Origin of the sequence: Candidatus Avelusimicrobium stercoris (genome assembly GCF_002437085.1) — a bacterium.
Lineage (GTDB): Bacteria > Elusimicrobiota > Elusimicrobia > Elusimicrobiales > Elusimicrobiaceae > Avelusimicrobium > Avelusimicrobium stercoris.
Window position 1 is genome coordinate 1 of record NZ_DJOA01000047.1, and the last position, 17,079, is coordinate 17,079.

19 protein-coding genes are annotated in these 17,079 nt (G+C 49.9%); 13 read left to right on the top strand and 6 right to left on the bottom strand.

Annotated elements, in window-relative coordinates:
- Positions 1–170: 170 nt before the first annotated feature.
- The 4 genes from B2118_RS06930 to B2118_RS06945 form a co-directional block, all read right to left on the bottom strand.
- Positions 171–1,385: an iron-containing alcohol dehydrogenase gene (locus B2118_RS06930; protein ID WP_428054494.1), complete on the bottom strand. Its 1,215-nt coding sequence runs from the start codon at positions 1,383–1,385 to the stop codon at positions 171–173.
- Between the two features lie 79 nt (positions 1,386–1,464).
- Positions 1,465–2,397 carry an NAD-dependent epimerase/dehydratase family protein gene (locus B2118_RS06935; RefSeq protein WP_428054496.1) on the bottom strand — a complete coding sequence of 311 codons (933 nt, stop codon included), beginning with the start codon at positions 2,395–2,397 and terminating at the stop codon, positions 1,465–1,467.
- Positions 2,398–2,444: 47 nt separating this feature from the next.
- Positions 2,445–3,374 (bottom strand): HAD family hydrolase, encoded by a 930-nt coding sequence (locus B2118_RS06940; protein ID WP_428054498.1) that lies wholly within the window; start codon positions 3,372–3,374, stop codon positions 2,445–2,447.
- Positions 3,375–3,420: 46 nt separating this feature from the next.
- Positions 3,421–3,861: a DUF302 domain-containing protein gene (locus B2118_RS06945; protein WP_428054500.1), complete on the bottom strand. Its 441-nt coding sequence runs from the start codon at positions 3,859–3,861 to the stop codon at positions 3,421–3,423.
- A 127-nt stretch (positions 3,862–3,988) separates the two neighbouring features.
- Between B2118_RS06945 and B2118_RS06950 the strand changes: the two genes are divergently transcribed.
- The 12 genes from B2118_RS06950 to B2118_RS07005 all read left to right on the top strand — a co-directional run bounded on the left by B2118_RS06950 (position 3,989) and on the right by B2118_RS07005 (position 13,452).
- Entirely contained in the window at positions 3,989–5,218 is a 1,230-nt protein-coding gene (locus B2118_RS06950; RefSeq protein ID WP_428054502.1) for a multidrug effflux MFS transporter, read from the top strand.
- 119 nt (positions 5,219–5,337) lie between these two features.
- Positions 5,338–5,715, top strand: a complete 378-nt coding sequence (locus B2118_RS06955; protein WP_428054504.1) for a MerR family transcriptional regulator — start codon at positions 5,338–5,340, stop codon at positions 5,713–5,715.
- A 7-nt stretch (positions 5,716–5,722) separates the two neighbouring features.
- A complete protein-coding gene (locus B2118_RS06960; RefSeq protein ID WP_428054506.1) occupies positions 5,723–6,262 on the top strand; it encodes a flavodoxin family protein in 540 nt (179 codons plus the stop codon).
- Between the two features lie 9 nt (positions 6,263–6,271).
- Complete coding sequence (locus tag B2118_RS06965; protein ID WP_428054508.1) at positions 6,272–6,997, top strand: carboxymuconolactone decarboxylase family protein; 726 nt, start codon at positions 6,272–6,274, stop codon at positions 6,995–6,997.
- A 137-nt stretch (positions 6,998–7,134) separates the two neighbouring features.
- A complete protein-coding gene (locus B2118_RS06970) occupies positions 7,135–7,539 on the top strand; it encodes a cupin domain-containing protein (RefSeq protein ID WP_428054510.1) in 405 nt (134 codons plus the stop codon).
- 13 nt (positions 7,540–7,552) lie between these two features.
- Positions 7,553–9,307 carry a 1-deoxy-D-xylulose-5-phosphate synthase gene (locus B2118_RS06975; RefSeq protein ID WP_428054512.1) on the top strand — a complete coding sequence of 585 codons (1,755 nt, stop codon included), beginning with the start codon at positions 7,553–7,555 and terminating at the stop codon, positions 9,305–9,307.
- Positions 9,308–9,315: 8 nt separating this feature from the next.
- Positions 9,316–9,915 (top strand): flavodoxin, encoded by a 600-nt coding sequence (locus tag B2118_RS06980; RefSeq protein WP_428054514.1) that lies wholly within the window; start codon positions 9,316–9,318, stop codon positions 9,913–9,915.
- A 26-nt stretch (positions 9,916–9,941) separates the two neighbouring features.
- Positions 9,942–10,595, top strand: coding sequence for a DUF4405 domain-containing protein (locus B2118_RS06985; protein ID WP_428054516.1), 654 nt, complete (start codon positions 9,942–9,944; stop codon positions 10,593–10,595).
- Positions 10,589–11,209, top strand: a complete 621-nt coding sequence (locus tag B2118_RS06990; RefSeq protein WP_428054518.1) for a flavodoxin — start codon at positions 10,589–10,591, stop codon at positions 11,207–11,209. The genes B2118_RS06985 and B2118_RS06990 overlap by 7 nt, the downstream gene beginning before the upstream one ends.
- Before the next feature lie 100 nt (positions 11,210–11,309).
- On the top strand, positions 11,310–11,810 hold the full coding sequence (locus tag B2118_RS06995) for an RNA polymerase sigma factor (protein WP_428054520.1): 501 nt from the start codon (positions 11,310–11,312) through the stop codon (positions 11,808–11,810).
- Entirely contained in the window at positions 11,803–12,273 is a 471-nt protein-coding gene (locus B2118_RS07000; protein ID WP_428054522.1) for a hypothetical protein, read from the top strand. Before B2118_RS06995 ends, B2118_RS07000 begins: the two co-directional genes overlap by 8 nt.
- 9 nt (positions 12,274–12,282) lie before the next feature.
- Positions 12,283–13,452 carry a hypothetical protein gene (locus B2118_RS07005; RefSeq protein WP_428054524.1) on the top strand — a complete coding sequence of 390 codons (1,170 nt, stop codon included), beginning with the start codon at positions 12,283–12,285 and terminating at the stop codon, positions 13,450–13,452.
- Positions 13,453–13,513: 61 nt separating this feature from the next.
- Here B2118_RS07005 and B2118_RS07010 read toward each other — a convergent pair whose 3' ends face one another.
- Positions 13,514–14,194, bottom strand: a complete 681-nt coding sequence (locus B2118_RS07010; RefSeq protein WP_428054526.1) for a mechanosensitive ion channel family protein — start codon at positions 14,192–14,194, stop codon at positions 13,514–13,516.
- A gap of 59 nt (positions 14,195–14,253) precedes the next feature.
- Between B2118_RS07010 and recG the strand changes: the two genes are divergently transcribed.
- A complete protein-coding gene (gene recG, locus B2118_RS07015; RefSeq protein ID WP_428054528.1) occupies positions 14,254–16,350 on the top strand; it encodes an ATP-dependent DNA helicase RecG in 2,097 nt (698 codons plus the stop codon).
- A 4-nt stretch (positions 16,351–16,354) separates the two neighbouring features.
- Here the strand turns inward: recG and B2118_RS07020 are convergent, their stop codons facing one another.
- Positions 16,355–16,975, bottom strand: coding sequence for a type IV pilin protein (locus B2118_RS07020; RefSeq protein ID WP_428054530.1), 621 nt, complete (start codon positions 16,973–16,975; stop codon positions 16,355–16,357).
- Positions 16,976–17,079: the final 104 nt, after the last annotated feature.

The window sequence follows — 17,079 nt, forward strand, 5'->3', positions numbered from 1 at the left end:
CAATCGGTAGATCCTGAAATAAATTCAGGATGACCTTCTTTTTTAATAATGGCAGAGCGCCGTACCTTAGCGCGCCGCCAAGCACTATGGGATAACACCCACCGCAAACAACAGAAATCAGACATCAAAAAAGCCCCCGGGAAACGGGGGCTTTTTGCGCCAAGTAAAACTTATTTGTGGCAGGGTTTAAGCGATTCGGTGTAAATCGCGCGGACGGCTTCCTTGGTGGCATCAGTCGGTGCAAGGCCCAACAGCCCATCCAAAGACGGCGTATTGAACGCCAATTCCACGAGTTTATCCACATCCTCCGCCTTAAAGCCTTCGTCCAGCAGTTTGTGCGTGGAGCCCACAGAGAAGAGCCATTTTTCCACTCCTTCGGCCACTTTTTCAGCTTCACAGCCACAACCCTTCAAACCGGGCACGATAGGCGCGAGCACATCGGCCAAGGTCGCCGGGCGGGCGGGATAAATATTCTTTAACACCGCAGGCAGTAACATCGCCAAGCCCAAACCGTGCGTCAAGTTCGGGTTCACGCCGGAAAGCGGATGCTCCAACGCGTGCGTATAGTGCAACATCCCGTTATCAAACGCAATACCGGCCGCCAACGCCGCATAGGCCAAGAAATAGCGCGCTTCCAAATTTTTGGGGTCTTTCAAGGCTACCGGCAGGTATTCGGCCACCAATTTGACTACGGAAATAGCCAAATCAATCGCATACGGGGAGGCCACTTTCGTGGTGGCGGCTTCTACCACGTGGTTGACCGCGTCAATAGACACATAGCGGGTCTGATTTTCGGCGAGGCCCGTCATCAAGGCCGGGTCGTCAATAGAATAGAGCGGGTAAATGCAATCGTACGCAATGGCCGGCTTGAAGTTCTTTTCTTCAATGCTAACCACGGCAAAACGGTTGGCTTCGGAGCCGGTACCGTGCGTGAGGTTAATCGCAATAATCGGGGCGGCCTCGGTTGGCGTAAATTGGAAGGTATATAAGTCTTCGGCGGTTTTGCCCGGATATTTGAGCAAAATGGCCGCGCTCTTGCCCGCGTCAATGGCGGAACCGCCGCCAATGGCGATAACCGCTTGCGCGCCGAAATCGTGCGCCATTTTTACGGCATCGTTGACGTGGTGGGTATTCGGGTTCGGCGTTACCTGGTCGTAATGCACATACTGCATCCCCGTGGCTTCAAAGGCCTTGGTAACGTGGTCCCACGCGCCTGTTTTTTTATAGGCGCCGCGCCCAGTCATTACTAACACTTTGTTAATACCGCGCGCTTTTAAATCTTTGCAGATATCGGCAATTTTGGCAATGGCACCCACGCCAAAATAAACCAACGTACGGCTGCGGATTTCGCGAACTTCGTTGATATTAATGTCCTTTTCCCACATACTTTCCCCTCCTTAATATGGTTACTTCTTCCCCCATAATATAGCATAATTCGGGGCGGAGCGGAAGCGTACAAAAGGATTATTTTTTAAGACTGCGCCACAGGCGGGCAATCCCCGTTTTTAGCGTTACGCGCGGCGTAAAACCCAAGCGGGAAATTTTGGAAATATCGGCAGACGAAGTGCGCACATCACCCGCGCGGCTGGGTGCAAAGGTGCGGGCCAATTTTTGGTGCGTGGTTTGTTCTATCAGGCGCAGCAACGCAAGCAGGGAATAACTTTTCCCGCAGGCGACGTTATACGTTTCGCCGGGTACGCCTTTTCGGGCCGCCAAAATATTGGCGCGGGCCACATCTTCTACGGCGATAAAGTCGCGGCTTTGCCTTCCTGTTCCGTCTATGCGCACGGGCTCGCCATTTAGGGCGCGCTGTAAAAATTGGGCAATGACAGCCGCATACGCGCCGTTAGGATTTTGTCCTGCCCCATAGACGTTAAAATAGCACAAGCAAACCGTTTCTAACCCATACATTTGCGTATAAAAACGGCATAATTCTTCGCCGATTTGTTTGGAAAGCGCATAGGGCGAACCGGGACGCTTGGGCGAGGTTTCCTTGCACGGTTTAGACGAAGTACCATACACACAGCAGGACGAAGCAAACACTACGCGTTTCACGCCTGCCTGGCGGGCGGCTTCCAACACGTTAAGCGTGCCGGACACGTTAATTTGCCAAGTTAATTGGGGCTCCTCTACCGAGCGGGGCACCGAAACAAGCGCCGCGTGGTGGAGCACATAATCGGCCCCTTGAAAGGCTTTTAAAAGGGCGGAAAAGTTGCAAATATCGGCTGAAACAATTTTAATTTTTTGCTGAACGGAAGATAAATTGGAAAGAGAGCCCGTTGAAAAATCGTCCACCGCCACTACTTCTTGCCCGTGGGAGACCAGTTCCTTAATAATATGCGAACCGATAAACCCCGCTCCCCCGGTAACGACCCATTTTTTGGCTTGTGCGCGCACAGGCGGCTCCTTTCATACAAGTTATGCTTTATTATACTTTTTTAGCGTTACGGCTGCACGGCGGTGTAGGACGGAATATAATAAGTGGAAAGTTTTTGCACCGACGGCTGGTCCTTGGCGGAGTGCGTATCAAAAATACCCGCCGTCGGAAAGCCCGCTTGGTGCGCCGTCGTCAAGGCATAGAGGGCATCTTCCGCCACCAAAGTGCGCTTTTTTTGCGTGCCTAATTTTTTGAGGGCGGCTTCGTAAATGACAGGCGTTCTTTTGCCTGCGCCCACTTCATCGCACGTTAAGATAAAATCCAAATAAGGCAACAGCCCCGTGCGCTTTAAAGCGGCCACTGTTAATTCTTTATCCGAAGCGGTCGCCACGCACATCTTCACGCCCTGCTCTTTCAAGCGGCGCAAGAGTTCCGGCACGCCGGGCTTGGGCATAATGGTATGGAAATACCGCTCGCGGATAGGGGCTAACGTCAGGCGCAAAATTTCCTCGGGCGATTGGGGCAGGTTATATCTTTCTTTGACGAGTTTGGCACCGTCCATTAGCGACAGTTGCGCCAACTGGTCGTTAAAATCGGCAGGCGGATTAATCCCCTGCGTACGCAAAAAATTTACGCCGGAATTTTCCCACGCCCATAAAGAATCCAAGAGTGTTCCGTCCAAGTCAAAAATAACGGCGTCAATGTCCTTCTTGCCGGGGAAAATCACCGGGCGAAACGGCGTTTGTACCGTTTGCACCGTTACAGACGGAATTTCTACCGGGCGCAAGAGCAAAGAAGATACTTGCGGGCCGACCGGGAACCGCAGAGGCGGTACAGACGGAATTTTCACCCCAGGGAAACGGAACGGTTTGGGAACCATTTCCGCAGCCACTTTGCCCGGCACACGCACGGACGGCAACCGCTTCTGCGCTACCGCAAACGGGGCACAGAAAGACAGCAAAGTAAAAACCGCAAGATATTGGCAGGTACGCTTCATATATATATTGTACCTGTTTCAGTTAATTCCCGGCAAGCCAAGACGGCTACTTTTTGCGCGGGGCAGGCTTACAAGCGCGGTGGGAAATATTTTCCATAATATGCTCCAAATACACCAAAGGTACCGTTTTTTTAACACCGTAACGCTTCATCACGCTTTCCACTCGCAGGTACGCAAGCCATACCTTGCCGTCCGCATCCTCCCATATGTTAATGCGCAGCGGAAGCAATACGGATAAGGCCTGCTGCAACAAAAGCAGTTGGGCGCGCATCGCCGGAGAACCCGCCAAAATAGTATAGGTGGGGCGGAGTTTAACGCCGCAGGCGGCGGCCTCTTGGGCGTGGTCTATAATTAAACTAATGGGGATACTTTTTTCCCGCAAGATACAGCGCACGCGCGCTACGGTTTGTTTGGCACTAAGGGCACTTTGTACAAGGTAAATTTCTTTTTCCATAGTATTCGTCTTTTTATCGCCGGATTTCTGCATAAGTCCTCCTAACCGAGATAACCGGTTGCAAATTATTATTATACCTGCCGTTTCTCCCCCCGCCAAGCCCAAAAAAGGATTAGTTTGAACGGCTCTATTTTGGCTCCAAAAAAGTTACAATATAAGTATGAAACACAACAAAACCTGGCAGGGAAACTCCACAAAAAGGCGCAATACGGCCTTTTTTTTATTTGTCTTTCTGGGTATGCTGACGGCCTTCGGCCCGTTTGTAACCGATATGTACTTACCCAGCCTTCCGGCGATGACGTCGTTTTTTAACACCAATGCTTCTATGGTGCAGTTGGGGCTGACGTTTTCTATGCTGGGGCTAGCCGCCGGGCAAATTATCTTCGGCCCGTTAAGCGATAAATACGGTCGCAGAACACCCCTATTAGTTTCTATGGTGCTGTTCTTATTATCTACGGTGGCCTGTATTTTTGCGCCGACCATAGAAATCTTTGTATCCTTGCGCCTGATACAGGGCTTGGCCGCCGCGGGTGGAATCGTTATTTCCCGCTCCATTGCTACGGATAAATTTAAATCCGCCAGTTTAGCCAAGGCCTTGGCCGTCATCGGGGCGATTAACGGCATTGCCCCCGTAGCCGCGCCTGTTATTGGCGGGGGTATTTTAAAGGTAACCGGGTGGCAGGGCGTGTTTGTGGTGCTCTTGGTTATCGGCCTTCTGCTGACGGGGGCGTGCGTACACTTTAACGAATCTTTATCCCACGCCAAACGCTCTAAGGAAAAACTTTCTAAAACCTTTGGCCTCTTTAAAAATGTTTTCCAAAACCACAAATATATTTTTTGCGTCTTGGAACAGGCCTTTGCGCTGGGCATTTTGTTTGCGTATATTGCGGCCTCACCGTTTATCATACAGGAACATTACGGATTTAGCCCGCTGGCGTTCAGCCTGTTTTTTGCGGCTAATGCGGTGGCTATCGGCGTAGGCGCGGGGTTGTCGGTCAAATTCAAACGCCAGGAGAACTGCATTTTAACCAGTTGCTTGGGGATGCTGGTTTGCAGTATTTTATTGAGCGCGGCCTTGTTTGCGGATGCTTCTATTCTCCTGTTTGAGAGCCTGCTTTTTATACTGCTGTTTATGGCGGGGTTGTCGTTTACCTCGTCCACCACGCTTGCGATGGATGCCGTTCGCGGACAAGCGGGAACAGGCTCGGCCGTGTTGGGCGCGGCGGGGTTTTTATTCGGCAGTATTGTTTCCCCCTTGGTAGGCCTTGGCAATATGATGCACTCCGCTGGAATTGCCTTTGTTATCTGCGCGCTTGGGGCCTTAATATGCGGCTTACTGGGCACCAAAAAAGCCCGCACCGCACAAAGCGCCGCCACTAATCCCGCCTAACAAATACCCTCTTTGAAAAAGGCTCCCCCGTCGGGAGCCTTTTTTATTTTTAAATTACCCCTTGACTTGGAGCCAACTCCAAGGACTACAATATATGTACAGTTGTAAAGGAGGCGAAGATGACCATTTCGGAAGTGAGCGAAAAATACGGTCTGCCGGTAGATACCCTGCGCTATTACGAAAAAGCCGGGCTTATCCCCCCGGTCAACCGCAAGGAAAGCGGCGTACGGGACTACACCGAAAGCGATTGCGGCTGGGTGGAGTTTATCAAATGTATGCGTAGTGCGGGGCTATCCATAGAAACACTTACGCAATATGTGGCGCTCTACCGCAAGGGCAACCGCACCTTGCAAAAACGCAAGAACCTGCTGCTTGCCGAGCGCGACCGATTAAAACAACGCATTGAAGAAATGCAAAAAACGCTGGAACGTTTAAACTACAAGATTTCTGTTTACGAGGACAAAATTGTCGCTTGTGAGAAAAAACTTTTAAAGTGAGGGAACTATGTCTAAAAATGTATTAATTATTTCCGCCAGCCCCAGAAAGGGCGGCAACTCCGACTTGTTGTGCGACCAATTTTTACAGGGGGCCCTGGATGCCGGGCACCACGCTGAAAAAATTGCCTTGCGCGAGCACAAAATTAACTACTGCTTGGGCTGTGGCGTCTGCAATACCACGCACAAATGCGTGCAAAAAGACGATATGTCCGAACTCTTAAACAAAATGGTGGAAGCGGACGTAATCGTTTTGGCTACGCCTGTTTACTTTTACAGTATGGACGGCCAGTTAAAGACGTTTATTGACCGCACCGTTCCGCGCTATACCGAAATTTCCAATAAAGATTTCTACTTTATTGTTACCGCCGCCGACACCAGCCACAAAAATATGCAGCGCACCTTGGAAGCCTTGCGCGGATTCACCGAGGACTGTCTGGACGGGGCCCGCGAAAAGGGCATTATTTACGGCACCGGCGCTTGGCAGAAGGGCGAAGTGAAAAATCTGCCCGTGTTCAAAGAAGCCTACGAAGCCGGAAAGAATTGCTAGGAGGATAAAATGAATAAACATCTTACAGGAATTGTAGCCGCGGCCACCTTGTTAGGCGCCGCCAATGCCGAGGGGTATGACTGGAACGAAGCCCGCCAAAATTTAACCGCCAAACGCCAAAGTTTGGCTGCTGTGGCTGCGTTCAGCGCGGTGGGCGATTTGAACGGGCTGGAAAAAGCCTTTGACAACGCCCTTGATAACGGACTAGCCGTAAATGAACTCAAAGAACTTGTCTTACAACTGTATGCTTACACGGGTTTCCCGCGCTGTTTAAATGCGTCCGCCACCTTGGAAAAAGTGGTTAAAGCCCGCCAAGCCGCCGGAAAAGAGGATTTAACCGGGCCCGAACCGCAAAAAATTCCCGCCGGAACCGATAAATACGAACTTGGCAAAAAGAACTTGGAAGTGCTGGCTGCGGGGCCGCTTCCCAGCCACCCGGCCGCCTTCATCCAAGATACGGATACCTTTTTAAAGGAACATTTGTTCGCGGATATTTTTGCCCGCGGCGTACTGACCTACCAAGAGCGCGAAGTCGGTACGGTAGCAGCCTTGTCCGCGCTGGCCAACGTAACCCCGCAGTTAAAGGCGCATATGAATTTGGCGCTTAATGTGGGCGTTACCCCTAAGGAAATGGCGGGAATTATGTCCGTAGTAAAGGACAGCGTAGGCAAAAAAATTGCGGTTTATGGTTTAAAGGCAATGAACGACGTCCTCGCCGCACGGGCCGGAAAATAGGCCTTGACTTGGAGCGAACTCCAAGGTATATACTTTATAGAGAAATGAAGAACTTACTTAAAAATTTAAGGTTTGCCGGGTGTTTGGGGCTTCTTATATTGGCCGCCTGCACGCCGAACAAACCAGGGGATGAAAGTATGAAGAAAGCACCAATTGATACCGTATTTGCCCAAGGGGAAGTGAACCCCTACGGTAAATATTTTACGGGCACCACCTACTTAACGATGTTAAGCGGGCGGGACAATACCTTTAACGCGCCGATTGGCAACGTAACCTTTGAGCCTGGCGCACGCACCAACTGGCACAAACACGACGGCGGACAAATCCTGCTCGTGTTAAACGGCGAAGGCCGCTACCAGGAAAAGGGCGGCGAAATTCGCGTATTAAAGAAAGGCGATGTTGTGCGCATCGCGCCCGGCGTTATCCATTGGCACGGCGCGGCACCGGACAGTTGGTTTGTACATATTTCTGTGGAAACCAACGCACACCAAAACGGCTCCACCGCCTGGTTGGACCCGGTAACAGATGAAGAATATAAGTAAGGAATTTGGAACAATGAACGTATTAAACAAAATTAACGAACCGAAGGATTTAAAAAATCTCTCTCTGGCGGAATTAACCGCCCTGGCGGACGAAATCCGCCAAACCTTAATCGTCAAGGTAAACGCCACGGGCGGACACTTTGGCCCGAACTTAGGCTTTATTGAACCGACGATTGCGATGCACTATGTGTTCAATTCGCCCGAAGATAAGTTTGTGTTTGACGTATCGCACCAATGCTACCCGCACAAAATGCTGACCGGGCGCAAACAATATTTTACGGACCCGGCCCACTACGGCCAAATCTCCGGCTACACCAACCCGCAGGAAAGCGCCCACGACCATTTTGTGGTGGGCCACACCTCTACGGCTCCCAGTTTGGCGGTAGGCCTAGCGATGGCGCGTGATTTAAAGGGCGAAAAGAGCAACATCGTGGCCGTCATTGGCGACGGCTCTTTAAGCGGCGGCGAAGCCTTTGAAGGGTTGGATAATGCAGGCGCTTTAAAGAGCAACATTATTATTGTAGTAAACGATAACGAAATGTCTATCGCCCCCAACCACGGCGGCTTGTACGGCAACTTGGCTCTCTTGCGCCAAACCAAGGGCAAGGCCGAGTGCAACTATTTTAAGGCCTTGGGCTTTGATTATGTATATGTGGACGACGGCAACGATTTAGCGTCCTTGATTGCGGCCTTCAAACAGGTAAAAGATACTACCCGCCCCACCGTGGTACACCTGCACACTTTAAAGGGCAAGGGTTGCGCGGAAGCCGTGGCCAATAAAGAAGCCTTCCACTGGATTATGCCCGGCACCTTGGACCACAAACCCGCTCCGGCCCCGCAGGAAACATACGATTCCGTAACCGTGGACTATATGCTTAAAAAGCGCGCGGAGGATCCTTCCTTTATCGTGCTGAACCCGGCCACGCCCGGCGCCGTAGCCTTAACTCCTGATGTGCGCGCGAAACTGGGCAAAGGGTTTGCCGATTTGGGCATTGCTGAGGAACACGCCGTAGCCGCTTCGTCCGCCTTGGCCGCGGGTGGAGCCAAACCGGTACTGGCCGTGTTGAGTTCCTTTATCCAGCGCACTTACGACCAACTGTCGCAGGATTTGGCGCTTAACAAAAATCCGGCTACCATTTTGGTTTATTGGGGCGGAATTTCCGCCGGGGACGCCACGCACTTGGGCACCTTTGATATTCCCTTAATTTCCAATATTCCCAATATGGTTTACTTGGCTCCTACGTCCAAGGAAGAATATTTGGCAATGTTGGATTGGTCCGTCAACCAAACGCAATACCCGGTGGCTATCCGCGTGCCGTTTGCGCCGATTTCTCACGCCACCCGCCCCGTAGAAAAAGACTATTCCGTCTTGAACCGTTACGAAGTGGCGGAAAAAGGTTCCCGCGTAGCCGTTATTGCGGCGGGGTCCTTCTTTCAACTGGGTGAAAAAGTCTGCGCCGAACTCAAAGCCAAACTGGGCATTAACGCTACGCTTATCAACCCGCGCTATTTAACCGGACTGGACGAAGAGGTTCTCAACAACCTTAAAAAAGACCACGAACTGGTGCTTACGCTGGAAGACGGCGAAGTAAACGGCGGCTTTGGCGAGAAAATTGCCTCCTTCTATGGAAACAGCGAAATGAAGGTGCTCAACTTCGGCTCCAAGAAGGAATTTACCGACCGCGTATCCTTGGATGAACTCTATGCGCGTTACCACTTAACGCCGGAATTAATCGTAAAGGATGCGGCCGCTTGCTTAAAGAAATAGGAGAAAATATGCACAAAGTAAGCAGTATCTTATTTTCAGGGATGATGTTTTTGTCCGTTGCCGCTTGTGGCAACGGTACGGCGGACACTGGGGCTTCTTCCGCCCCCGCCGCAAAAACGGCCCCGCAAAAGGAACATAAAGTGTTGGTGGCCTATTATTCCTATTCGGGCAATACGCAGGCCGTAGCCAAGCAAATTGCCCAATTAACGGGCGGGGATTTATTTGAAATTCAAACCGTTCAAACCTATCCTGCTTCCTACAATGACCTGATTGACCAGGCCAAAAAGGAAATTAACGCAGGCTACAAGCCGGAACTTAAAAACAAAGTAGCCGATATTTCCAAATACGACGTGGTTTTTATCGGCTCGCCCAACTGGTGGGGCACCTTTGCCCCGGCGGTAGGATCGTTTATCGCCCAAACTGACCTGAAAGGCAAAAACGTGGCCCCGTTCTTTACGCACGGGGGCGGCGGTATGCAGCATTGCGAAAGCGATATGCGCGGCCAACTGGCGGGCTCTACCGTAGCAAAAGGGATTACCTTCTCCGGCCGTTCTTCGGGCGCCCCCCAAGAAGCGCTTGAAAAATGGGTCAATAGTGTAATAAAATAAACTACCCTAAAACAAGGAGAACGGTTATGCAACGGATTATTCGCATTATTGTGGACATCAGTATAACTGTTCTCTTTTTGTTATGCCTGTGCTATCCGCGCACGAGCAACCGGGTACACGAAATTTTAGGCGTTGGTTTATTTGCCCTTTTTATATGGCACAACCTGTTAAACCGGGGCTGGTACAAAACGCTTTTCCGCGGCGAGTGGCCGCTTAAACGCATCGGCTGGGCCGCCGTTAATCTATTGTTACTGGCCGATATGGTTGGGTTAGGTATCAGCGGGGTAATGCTCTCGCGCGACGTGTTTGCTTTCTTGGGATTATCCGGCAGTTGGAGCGCCAAACAGTATCATACTTTTTTTGCTTACTGGGGGCTCCTCTTAGTGGCCGTACACTTGGGGCTGCACTTAAAGCAACTTTTTAGCCCGCTGGGCCTAAAACTATCAACAAAAGCGCGCAGGCTTATGCACGGGGCCGCCACCTGCGTCATTTTGGCGGGAATATACGAATTTATTTCGTTCCGGTTATTTGAGCGGTTAGCCTTTCAAGCGTTCTTTTTGAGCGTACCCAAACAAATGACCCTGCCAGGGTTATTTATGCGGCTGGCCGTCATTTTGTCCGCCATAGCCCTGCTAACACACTATGCAGTAAATATTTATTTAAAGGAGAAAAAATGTTAAAAGCAATCTTATATATTGTGGTAATTTTAGCCGTCATCGGCGGCGCAATCGCGGGCTTTCACCAGTACCGGGTAGCCCGCCATAACCAAAAGGACTTATCCGCCTTTGCGGGGGAACAAATCCCCTACACGGGTAAATTGGGCAAGGTGCTGGTGATGTATTATTCGCTGACCGGGCACACGCAAAATATCGCCGAACAAATCGCTCATTTTACGGGCGGTGATTTGTACCGTATCCAAACACAGGAAACCTTTAAGTTGGGACCGACCTTTTATGCCCAAGTAAAGAAGCAACTTAAAACCCACGAATACCCCACCTTGGCCGAAGGCGCCCCCGATATGAGCGCGTACGACGTGATTTTTGTAGGGGCTCCCATTTGGTGGTACACGGCGGCTACGCCTGTTTGGCAGTTCTGGCAGGAAGCCGACTTTAAGGGCAAAAAGGTAGTTCCCTTTTCCACCCAAGGCAGCAACTACGGCTCCTATTTTGAGGACTTTAAAAAGCAAGCCAAAAATGCCCAAGTGTTGGAGGGCGCAGCCTTTAATAACGTGGGCGATAAATACCGCCAAGCCGAAACCAATAAACTGATTTCCTGGTTAAACGGTTTAAAATAGTTTTGTTCCCGGTCTTTTAAAAAGGCCGGGATTTTTTTGCCTTTATAAAAGATAAAATATTTAGTGTGATACTTTTGTTAGTCAGGCATATTCTATATAGATGACGTCATTTGAAGACCTTTACAATACTTATTTTAAGCGGGTGTACGCGTATATTTTTTCACGCGTGCGGAACCACGCCATAGCCGAAGACTTATGCGCCGCATCGTGGAAAAACGCTTACGAGCATTGGGCTTCGTATGACGAACAAAAAGGTGAATTTACCCAATGGATTTTTACGATTGCGCGTAACCAAACCAATATGTATTGGCGGCTGTATTGGGTAAAAAATGTGTTTTCGCTGGCGGAGGAGGAGTCAAATCCCGTTTCTGCGGGAAACTCCCCGCTAACAGAACTGGAACAGGATTCCTTCCGCCAAGACCTGACAAAGGCGCTCGGCAAATTATCCGCCCGGGAACGGGATTTAGTGGCACTCAAATTTTACGCTGGCTTAAACAACCGGCAAATTGCGCAACTATCCCAATTAAGCGAATCCAACGTGGGCACGATTGTAAACCGCGCCGTAACCAAAATGCGCAAATGGATGAAGAACTATGACTAAACAAACTTGGCAGGAACGCGCTGCACAAACCGATTTTGACCCGCAGGGCCGCGCCCAAGCACGCGTGTGGGCACGCTTACAGGAGCATCCAATCCGCACCTGGAAACGCTCCGTAGCGTGGGGCGTTTGCGCCGCTGTATTGCTTGCGTTAGGAGCCCTGACGGGCGCACATTGGAGCGCAAAGGAATATTCCGCACCGGCCAGCACTGCGCAACCGCAAATGCTCCAATGCAAAAAATCCGGCACGCAATTTTTGCTCTCGGCCGAAATAACCTGCGACGGCAAAAACTGCTCTTGCACCAAAAAGTGGACGGACTGCTCTTGCACCAATTCCACGTGTGTACACAGCAAAACCTGCCGCTTAAAATTACCCGATTTCTACCAGCAAGACTCCAAAACCTTGTTGGACGAAAATTCAAAAATTCAATCAGCCGGGCTGGCCGCGTGCCAGACCCAATGTTAGGAGTGAGAAATGATTAGCCGTATCATTAAGCCGTTATTACTTACGCTCACGTTTTTTGCCGCTTCGTTCGGCGCGTGGGCCAAACCGGTGGACGCCGTACTGTTCACCTCGCCTTACTGTCCGCATTGCCGCCACTTAAAGCAAGACGGATTCCCCAAAGAGTTTACGGAAAAATACAAAGGCCAAGTCCGCCTGACCGAATATGACATAACCAAGGACGCCAACAACGTCATTTTTTCGCAGACGTTAGAGGCATATCAACTAGATAATGCCGGGATTCCTATGCTAATCGTGGGCGAGACCGTTTTGCAAGGCTACCCCACCCAAATCGGCCCCGGAGCCGATGCCGCCGTGCAAAAGGCATTAGAAAACAACGAGGAAACCCATGTGCCCAGTTTACAAAAAGAGGAAGACTCCCTACAAACACACGAAACGCTGTTTAGCCAAATTACGCTCTGGGCCATTATCGGCGCGGGGCTGGCCGACGGGGTCAACCCGTGCGCGTTTGCGGTAATCGTGTTCTTTGTGTCCTTTTTGGCGGCTTATAAATACACCAAAAAAGAAATCCTTGTCGTGGGCTCGGCCTATTGCGTTGCCGTATTTTTGGCGTATGTGTTAATGGGGCTCGGTGCGTTCCATATTTTGTACGCAATGAAGGCCTTCCGCTATGTAACCTTGGTGGTACAATGGGGTATGGTGGGGCTGTGCGGCGTGTTTTTACTGCTGAGCATTTACGACTTTGTGGTCTATCAGCGCACCAAAAAGTCCGAAAAAATGCTCCTGCAACTGCCCACTAATTACAAGGTTTACATCCATAAAGTAATGCGTTTCTTCTTAAAGGATAAACACAGTTCTATGTGGCGGCTCCTGCTGGCGGCGTTTATTGTGGGCTTTGTGGTGTCGGGCGTAGAAGCCGTATGCACCGGGCAGGTTTATTTGCCGACGATTGTGGTTATTTTAAAGGAAGTAAACCAGCATTTCTGGCGCGCCACGGAGTTTTTGCTCCTCTACAACTTAATGTTTATCTTACCGCTGGTTCTCGTGTTTGTGCTTACGCTGTGCGGTAAGGAATCGGCCACGTTTAACGAGTGGCTCAAAAAGCATTTGGGGCTTACCAAGTTTCTGCTGTGCTGTGTGTTCTTGGGCCTGCTTATCTTGCTGCTCGCCACAATGTTTTAAACTTGCATAGACAAAAAAATCCCGGGGCGTTAAATGCGCCCCGGGATTTTTTTAGACAAATTTATTTTTCTTCTTTTTTAAACAAGTCGCGCAAAAATTCAGCCACCAATTCCTTGGAGCCCAACCCTACGCCGATACCAAAGGCCAAGCCTAACGAGGCCAGCACAATAATTACCACGTTATTTACCAACTGGTTGGCAAAGCCCAAGTTCTCCACCGCCACGAGAGCACAAAAGAATACGATAAACGCATTGACCGCGCGGGAGATAAAAAACCCACCCTTTAAGTTATTGGCTTTGGCGGAGTTTTCAATAATATTCCCCATTAATTTACCAAACAGCAAGCCCGCAAACAAAATCAGCACGGACACAAAGAGCGTGGGGATAAATTCCAAAAATTGCGTAAACAAGTTGCGGATAATCGCCAAGTGGAGCACGTCCGCCGCCAGCACAATAGCGTAAAAAATCACCGCCCAAGCCAGCACAAACGAAATGATGTACGTCGGGGATTTGCCTAACCCAAAGCGCACGCACAACTCGTTAATCCCGAGTTTAGAGGTTTTGTCATCAAACGAAATTTTGTTTAAAATCTTTTTGGCGTAAGAGCCCACAAAGCGGGAAATATACAACCCCACCACCAAAATTAAAACAGCGCCCACCAACGCGCCCAGCACCTTCAAACTGCTCTGCCCTACCTGCAATAAATGTTCGCTAACTTGCGCGGAAATCAATTCCAAATCCATAAAATGTCCTCCTTTTTTTAAATTGTAGCATATATTATTTGTAAAATAAGTATATAGGTATGACGACAAGCACGCAAATCCAATATTTAAAGGGCATCGGCCCGGCCAAGGCAAAACTGTTTGAACGGTTGGAAATCCAAACCGTGGAGGACTTATTGCATTATTATCCGCGCACGTATCAGGACCGCCGTTTAAATTCCACTCCCAACGAATACAATTCCGAATCGCTTGTGGTTTTTAAAGGCCGCGTACTGCGTACCCAGCAAATCCCGGCCCGCAGCGTGCTGATTTTTAAAGCGTTTTTAGAGGACGAAAAAGGCCAACAAATAGAGTGCACTTGGTTTAAAAAGCGCACCTTTAAGGCGTTCCGCTTTGACCCGTTCGGCACGCTCAAAAAAGATTTTCATATTAACAGCGAAGTGTGGATTATCGGCAAGCGCGAGGACAAAAATAATTTCTTCGGCAACAAGGTTACCGTGGACGAACACTACCCCGCCGATGACGCTTTAACCAAGTTGCACGCGGGCCGCTTAACGCCCATTTATGGGCTCACCGAGGGGCTGACAAACAAGCAATTTAGGCAATTTGTGTATGAGGCCCTGCAAACGCCCTCTTTGGCGGCCGAGCCCGAAGCCTTGCCGCCCACCTTGCTCGCCAAGCGCAAACTGTTAAGCGCGCCGCAAGCCTTAAAGGCTATCCACTTTCCAAACTCTATTGCCGAGTTGGAAAGCGCCCGCGCGCGACTGGCTTATGAGGAGTTTTTGCTCTTGGCTACGGCGTGGGGCATTAAGCGCACGCAGACCAAAATTTTAGCAAAAGATTATTCCTACGAAATCAAAAAAAATCTTTTAACGCCGTTCCGCGAGCAACTGGGCTTTGATTTTACAAACAGCCAAAAAAAGGTTATTAACGAAATTTTTAAAGATTTGTGTTCCCCCCGCCCGATGAACCGCCTGTTACAGGGTGATGTGGGCTCCGGCAAAACGGTGGTAGCCCTGTGCGCGATGTTACTCGCCGTAGAAAACGGCTATCAAGCCGCGCTGTTGGCTCCGACGGAGATTTTGGCCGAACAGCATTTTTTAACCTTTAAACGCATTTTAAAGGGTTTAAAGGTAAACTTGGCGGTGCTCTCATCCAGCACCAAAGCCGCGGCCAAAAAGAAAATTTTAAAGGAACTGGCCGAAGGGAAAATTGATATTTTGGTGGGTACGCACTCCGTCATACAAGACGATGTAAAATTCCACAATTTGCGTTTGGCGGTCATTGACGAACAGCACCGTTTCGGCGTGAAACAGCGCAGTAAATTAAAAGAAAAAACCGCCAAGTTGGACCTTTTGACAATGACGGCTACGCCTATTCCGCGCACCTTGGCCCTTGCGTTCTACGGCGATTTGGACGTTTCCACATTAAGCGAACTTCCCCCCGGCCGCCAACCAATTAAAACGGAATCGGCCACTTCCAAACTGGCCTACGACCGCGTGCGCGTGGAAGTGGAAAAGGGGCGGCAAGCGTACATCGTTTTCCCGCTGATTGAAGAAAGCGAAAAAGTTTCCGCCAAGGCGGTTACGGAAGAATTTGAAAAATTAAAAAAGGTGTTCCCGGATTTCCGCCTGGCTATTTTGCACGGGCAAATGTCCCAAGCGGAAAAGGAAAGCGTAATGGCCGATTTTGCCGCGCACAAAACCGATATTTTGGTGGCCACCCCGGTAATTGAGGTGGGCATTGACGTAAAAAACGCTACCGTAATGGTCATTGAAAACGCCGAGCGCTTTGGGCTGGCCAGTTTGCACCAGTTGCGCGGGCGCGTAGGCCGCGGCGAGCACGAAAGTTTTTGTATTTTAGTATCCCAGCACGCGGGAAGCATTGCCAAAGAACGTGTGGACATTATTTGCGCCACGCGCGACGGATTTAAAATCGGCGAGCGCGATATGCAGTTGCGCGGGCCGGGCGAAATTTTAGGCACGCGCCAAAGCGGGGAACTGGAATTTAAGGCCGGGGATATTTTTCAGGACCGGGATATTTTATACCAAGCCATTGAGGACCGCGACGAACTGCTGGCGCAGGACCCTGCTCTCACCAAGCCGGAACATTTTTTATTCCGCCAAAAATTAACAGAACTCTACCAAAAGAACTGGCACCTGATTGATTTAAGTTAGTGGCTTACTTCAAAGCATAGTAAAGCCAAACAGCATTTCCCAAGGTAGGGTTTGTAACGCCTGTTATACTTTGGCACACGCTTTGGGCGTTGCTACTGGTGTTTAAGGCCACACATTGCGTAACACCGCTAAAATAATAATCCCAATACCACTCGTTGCTGGTTCCGTGTATCCAAAAGTGCATTCCTGCCTCACTTTCTCCTTGAACACTCACAGCCAATTTATTACATTGCCAGCCACTGCCGCTTGGTAAGGACTCGCAATTTACGCCGATATCCAAGTCCTCTACTTGGCTGGTATAAGCGCCGTTTGCCATATAATACACCTGTTCGGCCTGTACCAGCGCGTGCCCCAAGGTTTGGCTTTCCACCATACGGCTCTTCATTACCGCCCGTTCGTACTGCGGCATTGCCACCGCCGCCAAAATACCGATGATAAGCACGACGACTAATAATTCAATTAAAGTAAAACCACTGTATGTCGTGCGACCACTTGTGCCAGTAACGTCATTCCCGAGTGTAGTAGTCGGGAATCTGTCGTGTTTCTTTTTTGATAAAAACGGATCCCCGACAGAAACCTTCGGGGATGACGGCAATAAACGCCAAAAGTTGTTAAATCCTTTCATTTTTTCTCCTTGTTAAGGCCTTTATTTTTAAGCAAAACGGCCTTTTATACGCGTTTTTATACGGCAGACACATCCGGGTATAACCACCGCGATTTATCAAAATT

Bases quoted from the DNA above. Each gene is read 5' to 3' on its own strand.
- B2118_RS06930 (WP_428054494.1), bottom strand. From the start codon at position 1,385: ATGTGGGAAAAGGACATTAATATCAACGAAGTTCGCGAAATCCGCAGC.
- B2118_RS06940 (WP_428054498.1), bottom strand. From the start codon at position 3,374: ATGAAGCGTACCTGCCAATATCTTGCGGTTTTTACTTTGCTGTCTTTC.
- B2118_RS06945 (WP_428054500.1), bottom strand. From the start codon at position 3,861: ATGCAGAAATCCGGCGATAAAAAGACGAATACTATGGAAAAAGAAATT.
- B2118_RS06950 (WP_428054502.1), top strand. From the start codon at position 3,989: ATGAAACACAACAAAACCTGGCAGGGAAACTCCACAAAAAGGCGCAAT.
- B2118_RS06955 (WP_428054504.1), top strand. From the start codon at position 5,338: ATGACCATTTCGGAAGTGAGCGAAAAATACGGTCTGCCGGTAGATACC.
- B2118_RS06960 (WP_428054506.1), top strand. From the start codon at position 5,723: ATGTCTAAAAATGTATTAATTATTTCCGCCAGCCCCAGAAAGGGCGGC.
- B2118_RS06965 (WP_428054508.1), top strand. From the start codon at position 6,272: ATGAATAAACATCTTACAGGAATTGTAGCCGCGGCCACCTTGTTAGGC.
- B2118_RS06970 (WP_428054510.1), top strand. From the start codon at position 7,135: ATGAAGAAAGCACCAATTGATACCGTATTTGCCCAAGGGGAAGTGAAC.
- B2118_RS06975 (WP_428054512.1), top strand. From the start codon at position 7,553: ATGAACGTATTAAACAAAATTAACGAACCGAAGGATTTAAAAAATCTC.
- B2118_RS06980 (WP_428054514.1), top strand. From the start codon at position 9,316: ATGCACAAAGTAAGCAGTATCTTATTTTCAGGGATGATGTTTTTGTCC.
- B2118_RS06985 (WP_428054516.1), top strand. From the start codon at position 9,942: ATGCAACGGATTATTCGCATTATTGTGGACATCAGTATAACTGTTCTC.
- B2118_RS06990 (WP_428054518.1), top strand. From the start codon at position 10,589: ATGTTAAAAGCAATCTTATATATTGTGGTAATTTTAGCCGTCATCGGC.
- B2118_RS06995 (WP_428054520.1), top strand. From the start codon at position 11,310: ATGACGTCATTTGAAGACCTTTACAATACTTATTTTAAGCGGGTGTAC.
- B2118_RS07000 (WP_428054522.1), top strand. From the start codon at position 11,803: ATGACTAAACAAACTTGGCAGGAACGCGCTGCACAAACCGATTTTGAC.
- B2118_RS07005 (WP_428054524.1), top strand. From the start codon at position 12,283: ATGATTAGCCGTATCATTAAGCCGTTATTACTTACGCTCACGTTTTTT.
- B2118_RS07010 (WP_428054526.1), bottom strand. From the start codon at position 14,194: ATGGATTTGGAATTGATTTCCGCGCAAGTTAGCGAACATTTATTGCAG.
- recG (WP_428054528.1), top strand. From the start codon at position 14,254: ATGACGACAAGCACGCAAATCCAATATTTAAAGGGCATCGGCCCGGCC.
- B2118_RS07020 (WP_428054530.1), bottom strand. From the start codon at position 16,975: ATGAAAGGATTTAACAACTTTTGGCGTTTATTGCCGTCATCCCCGAAG.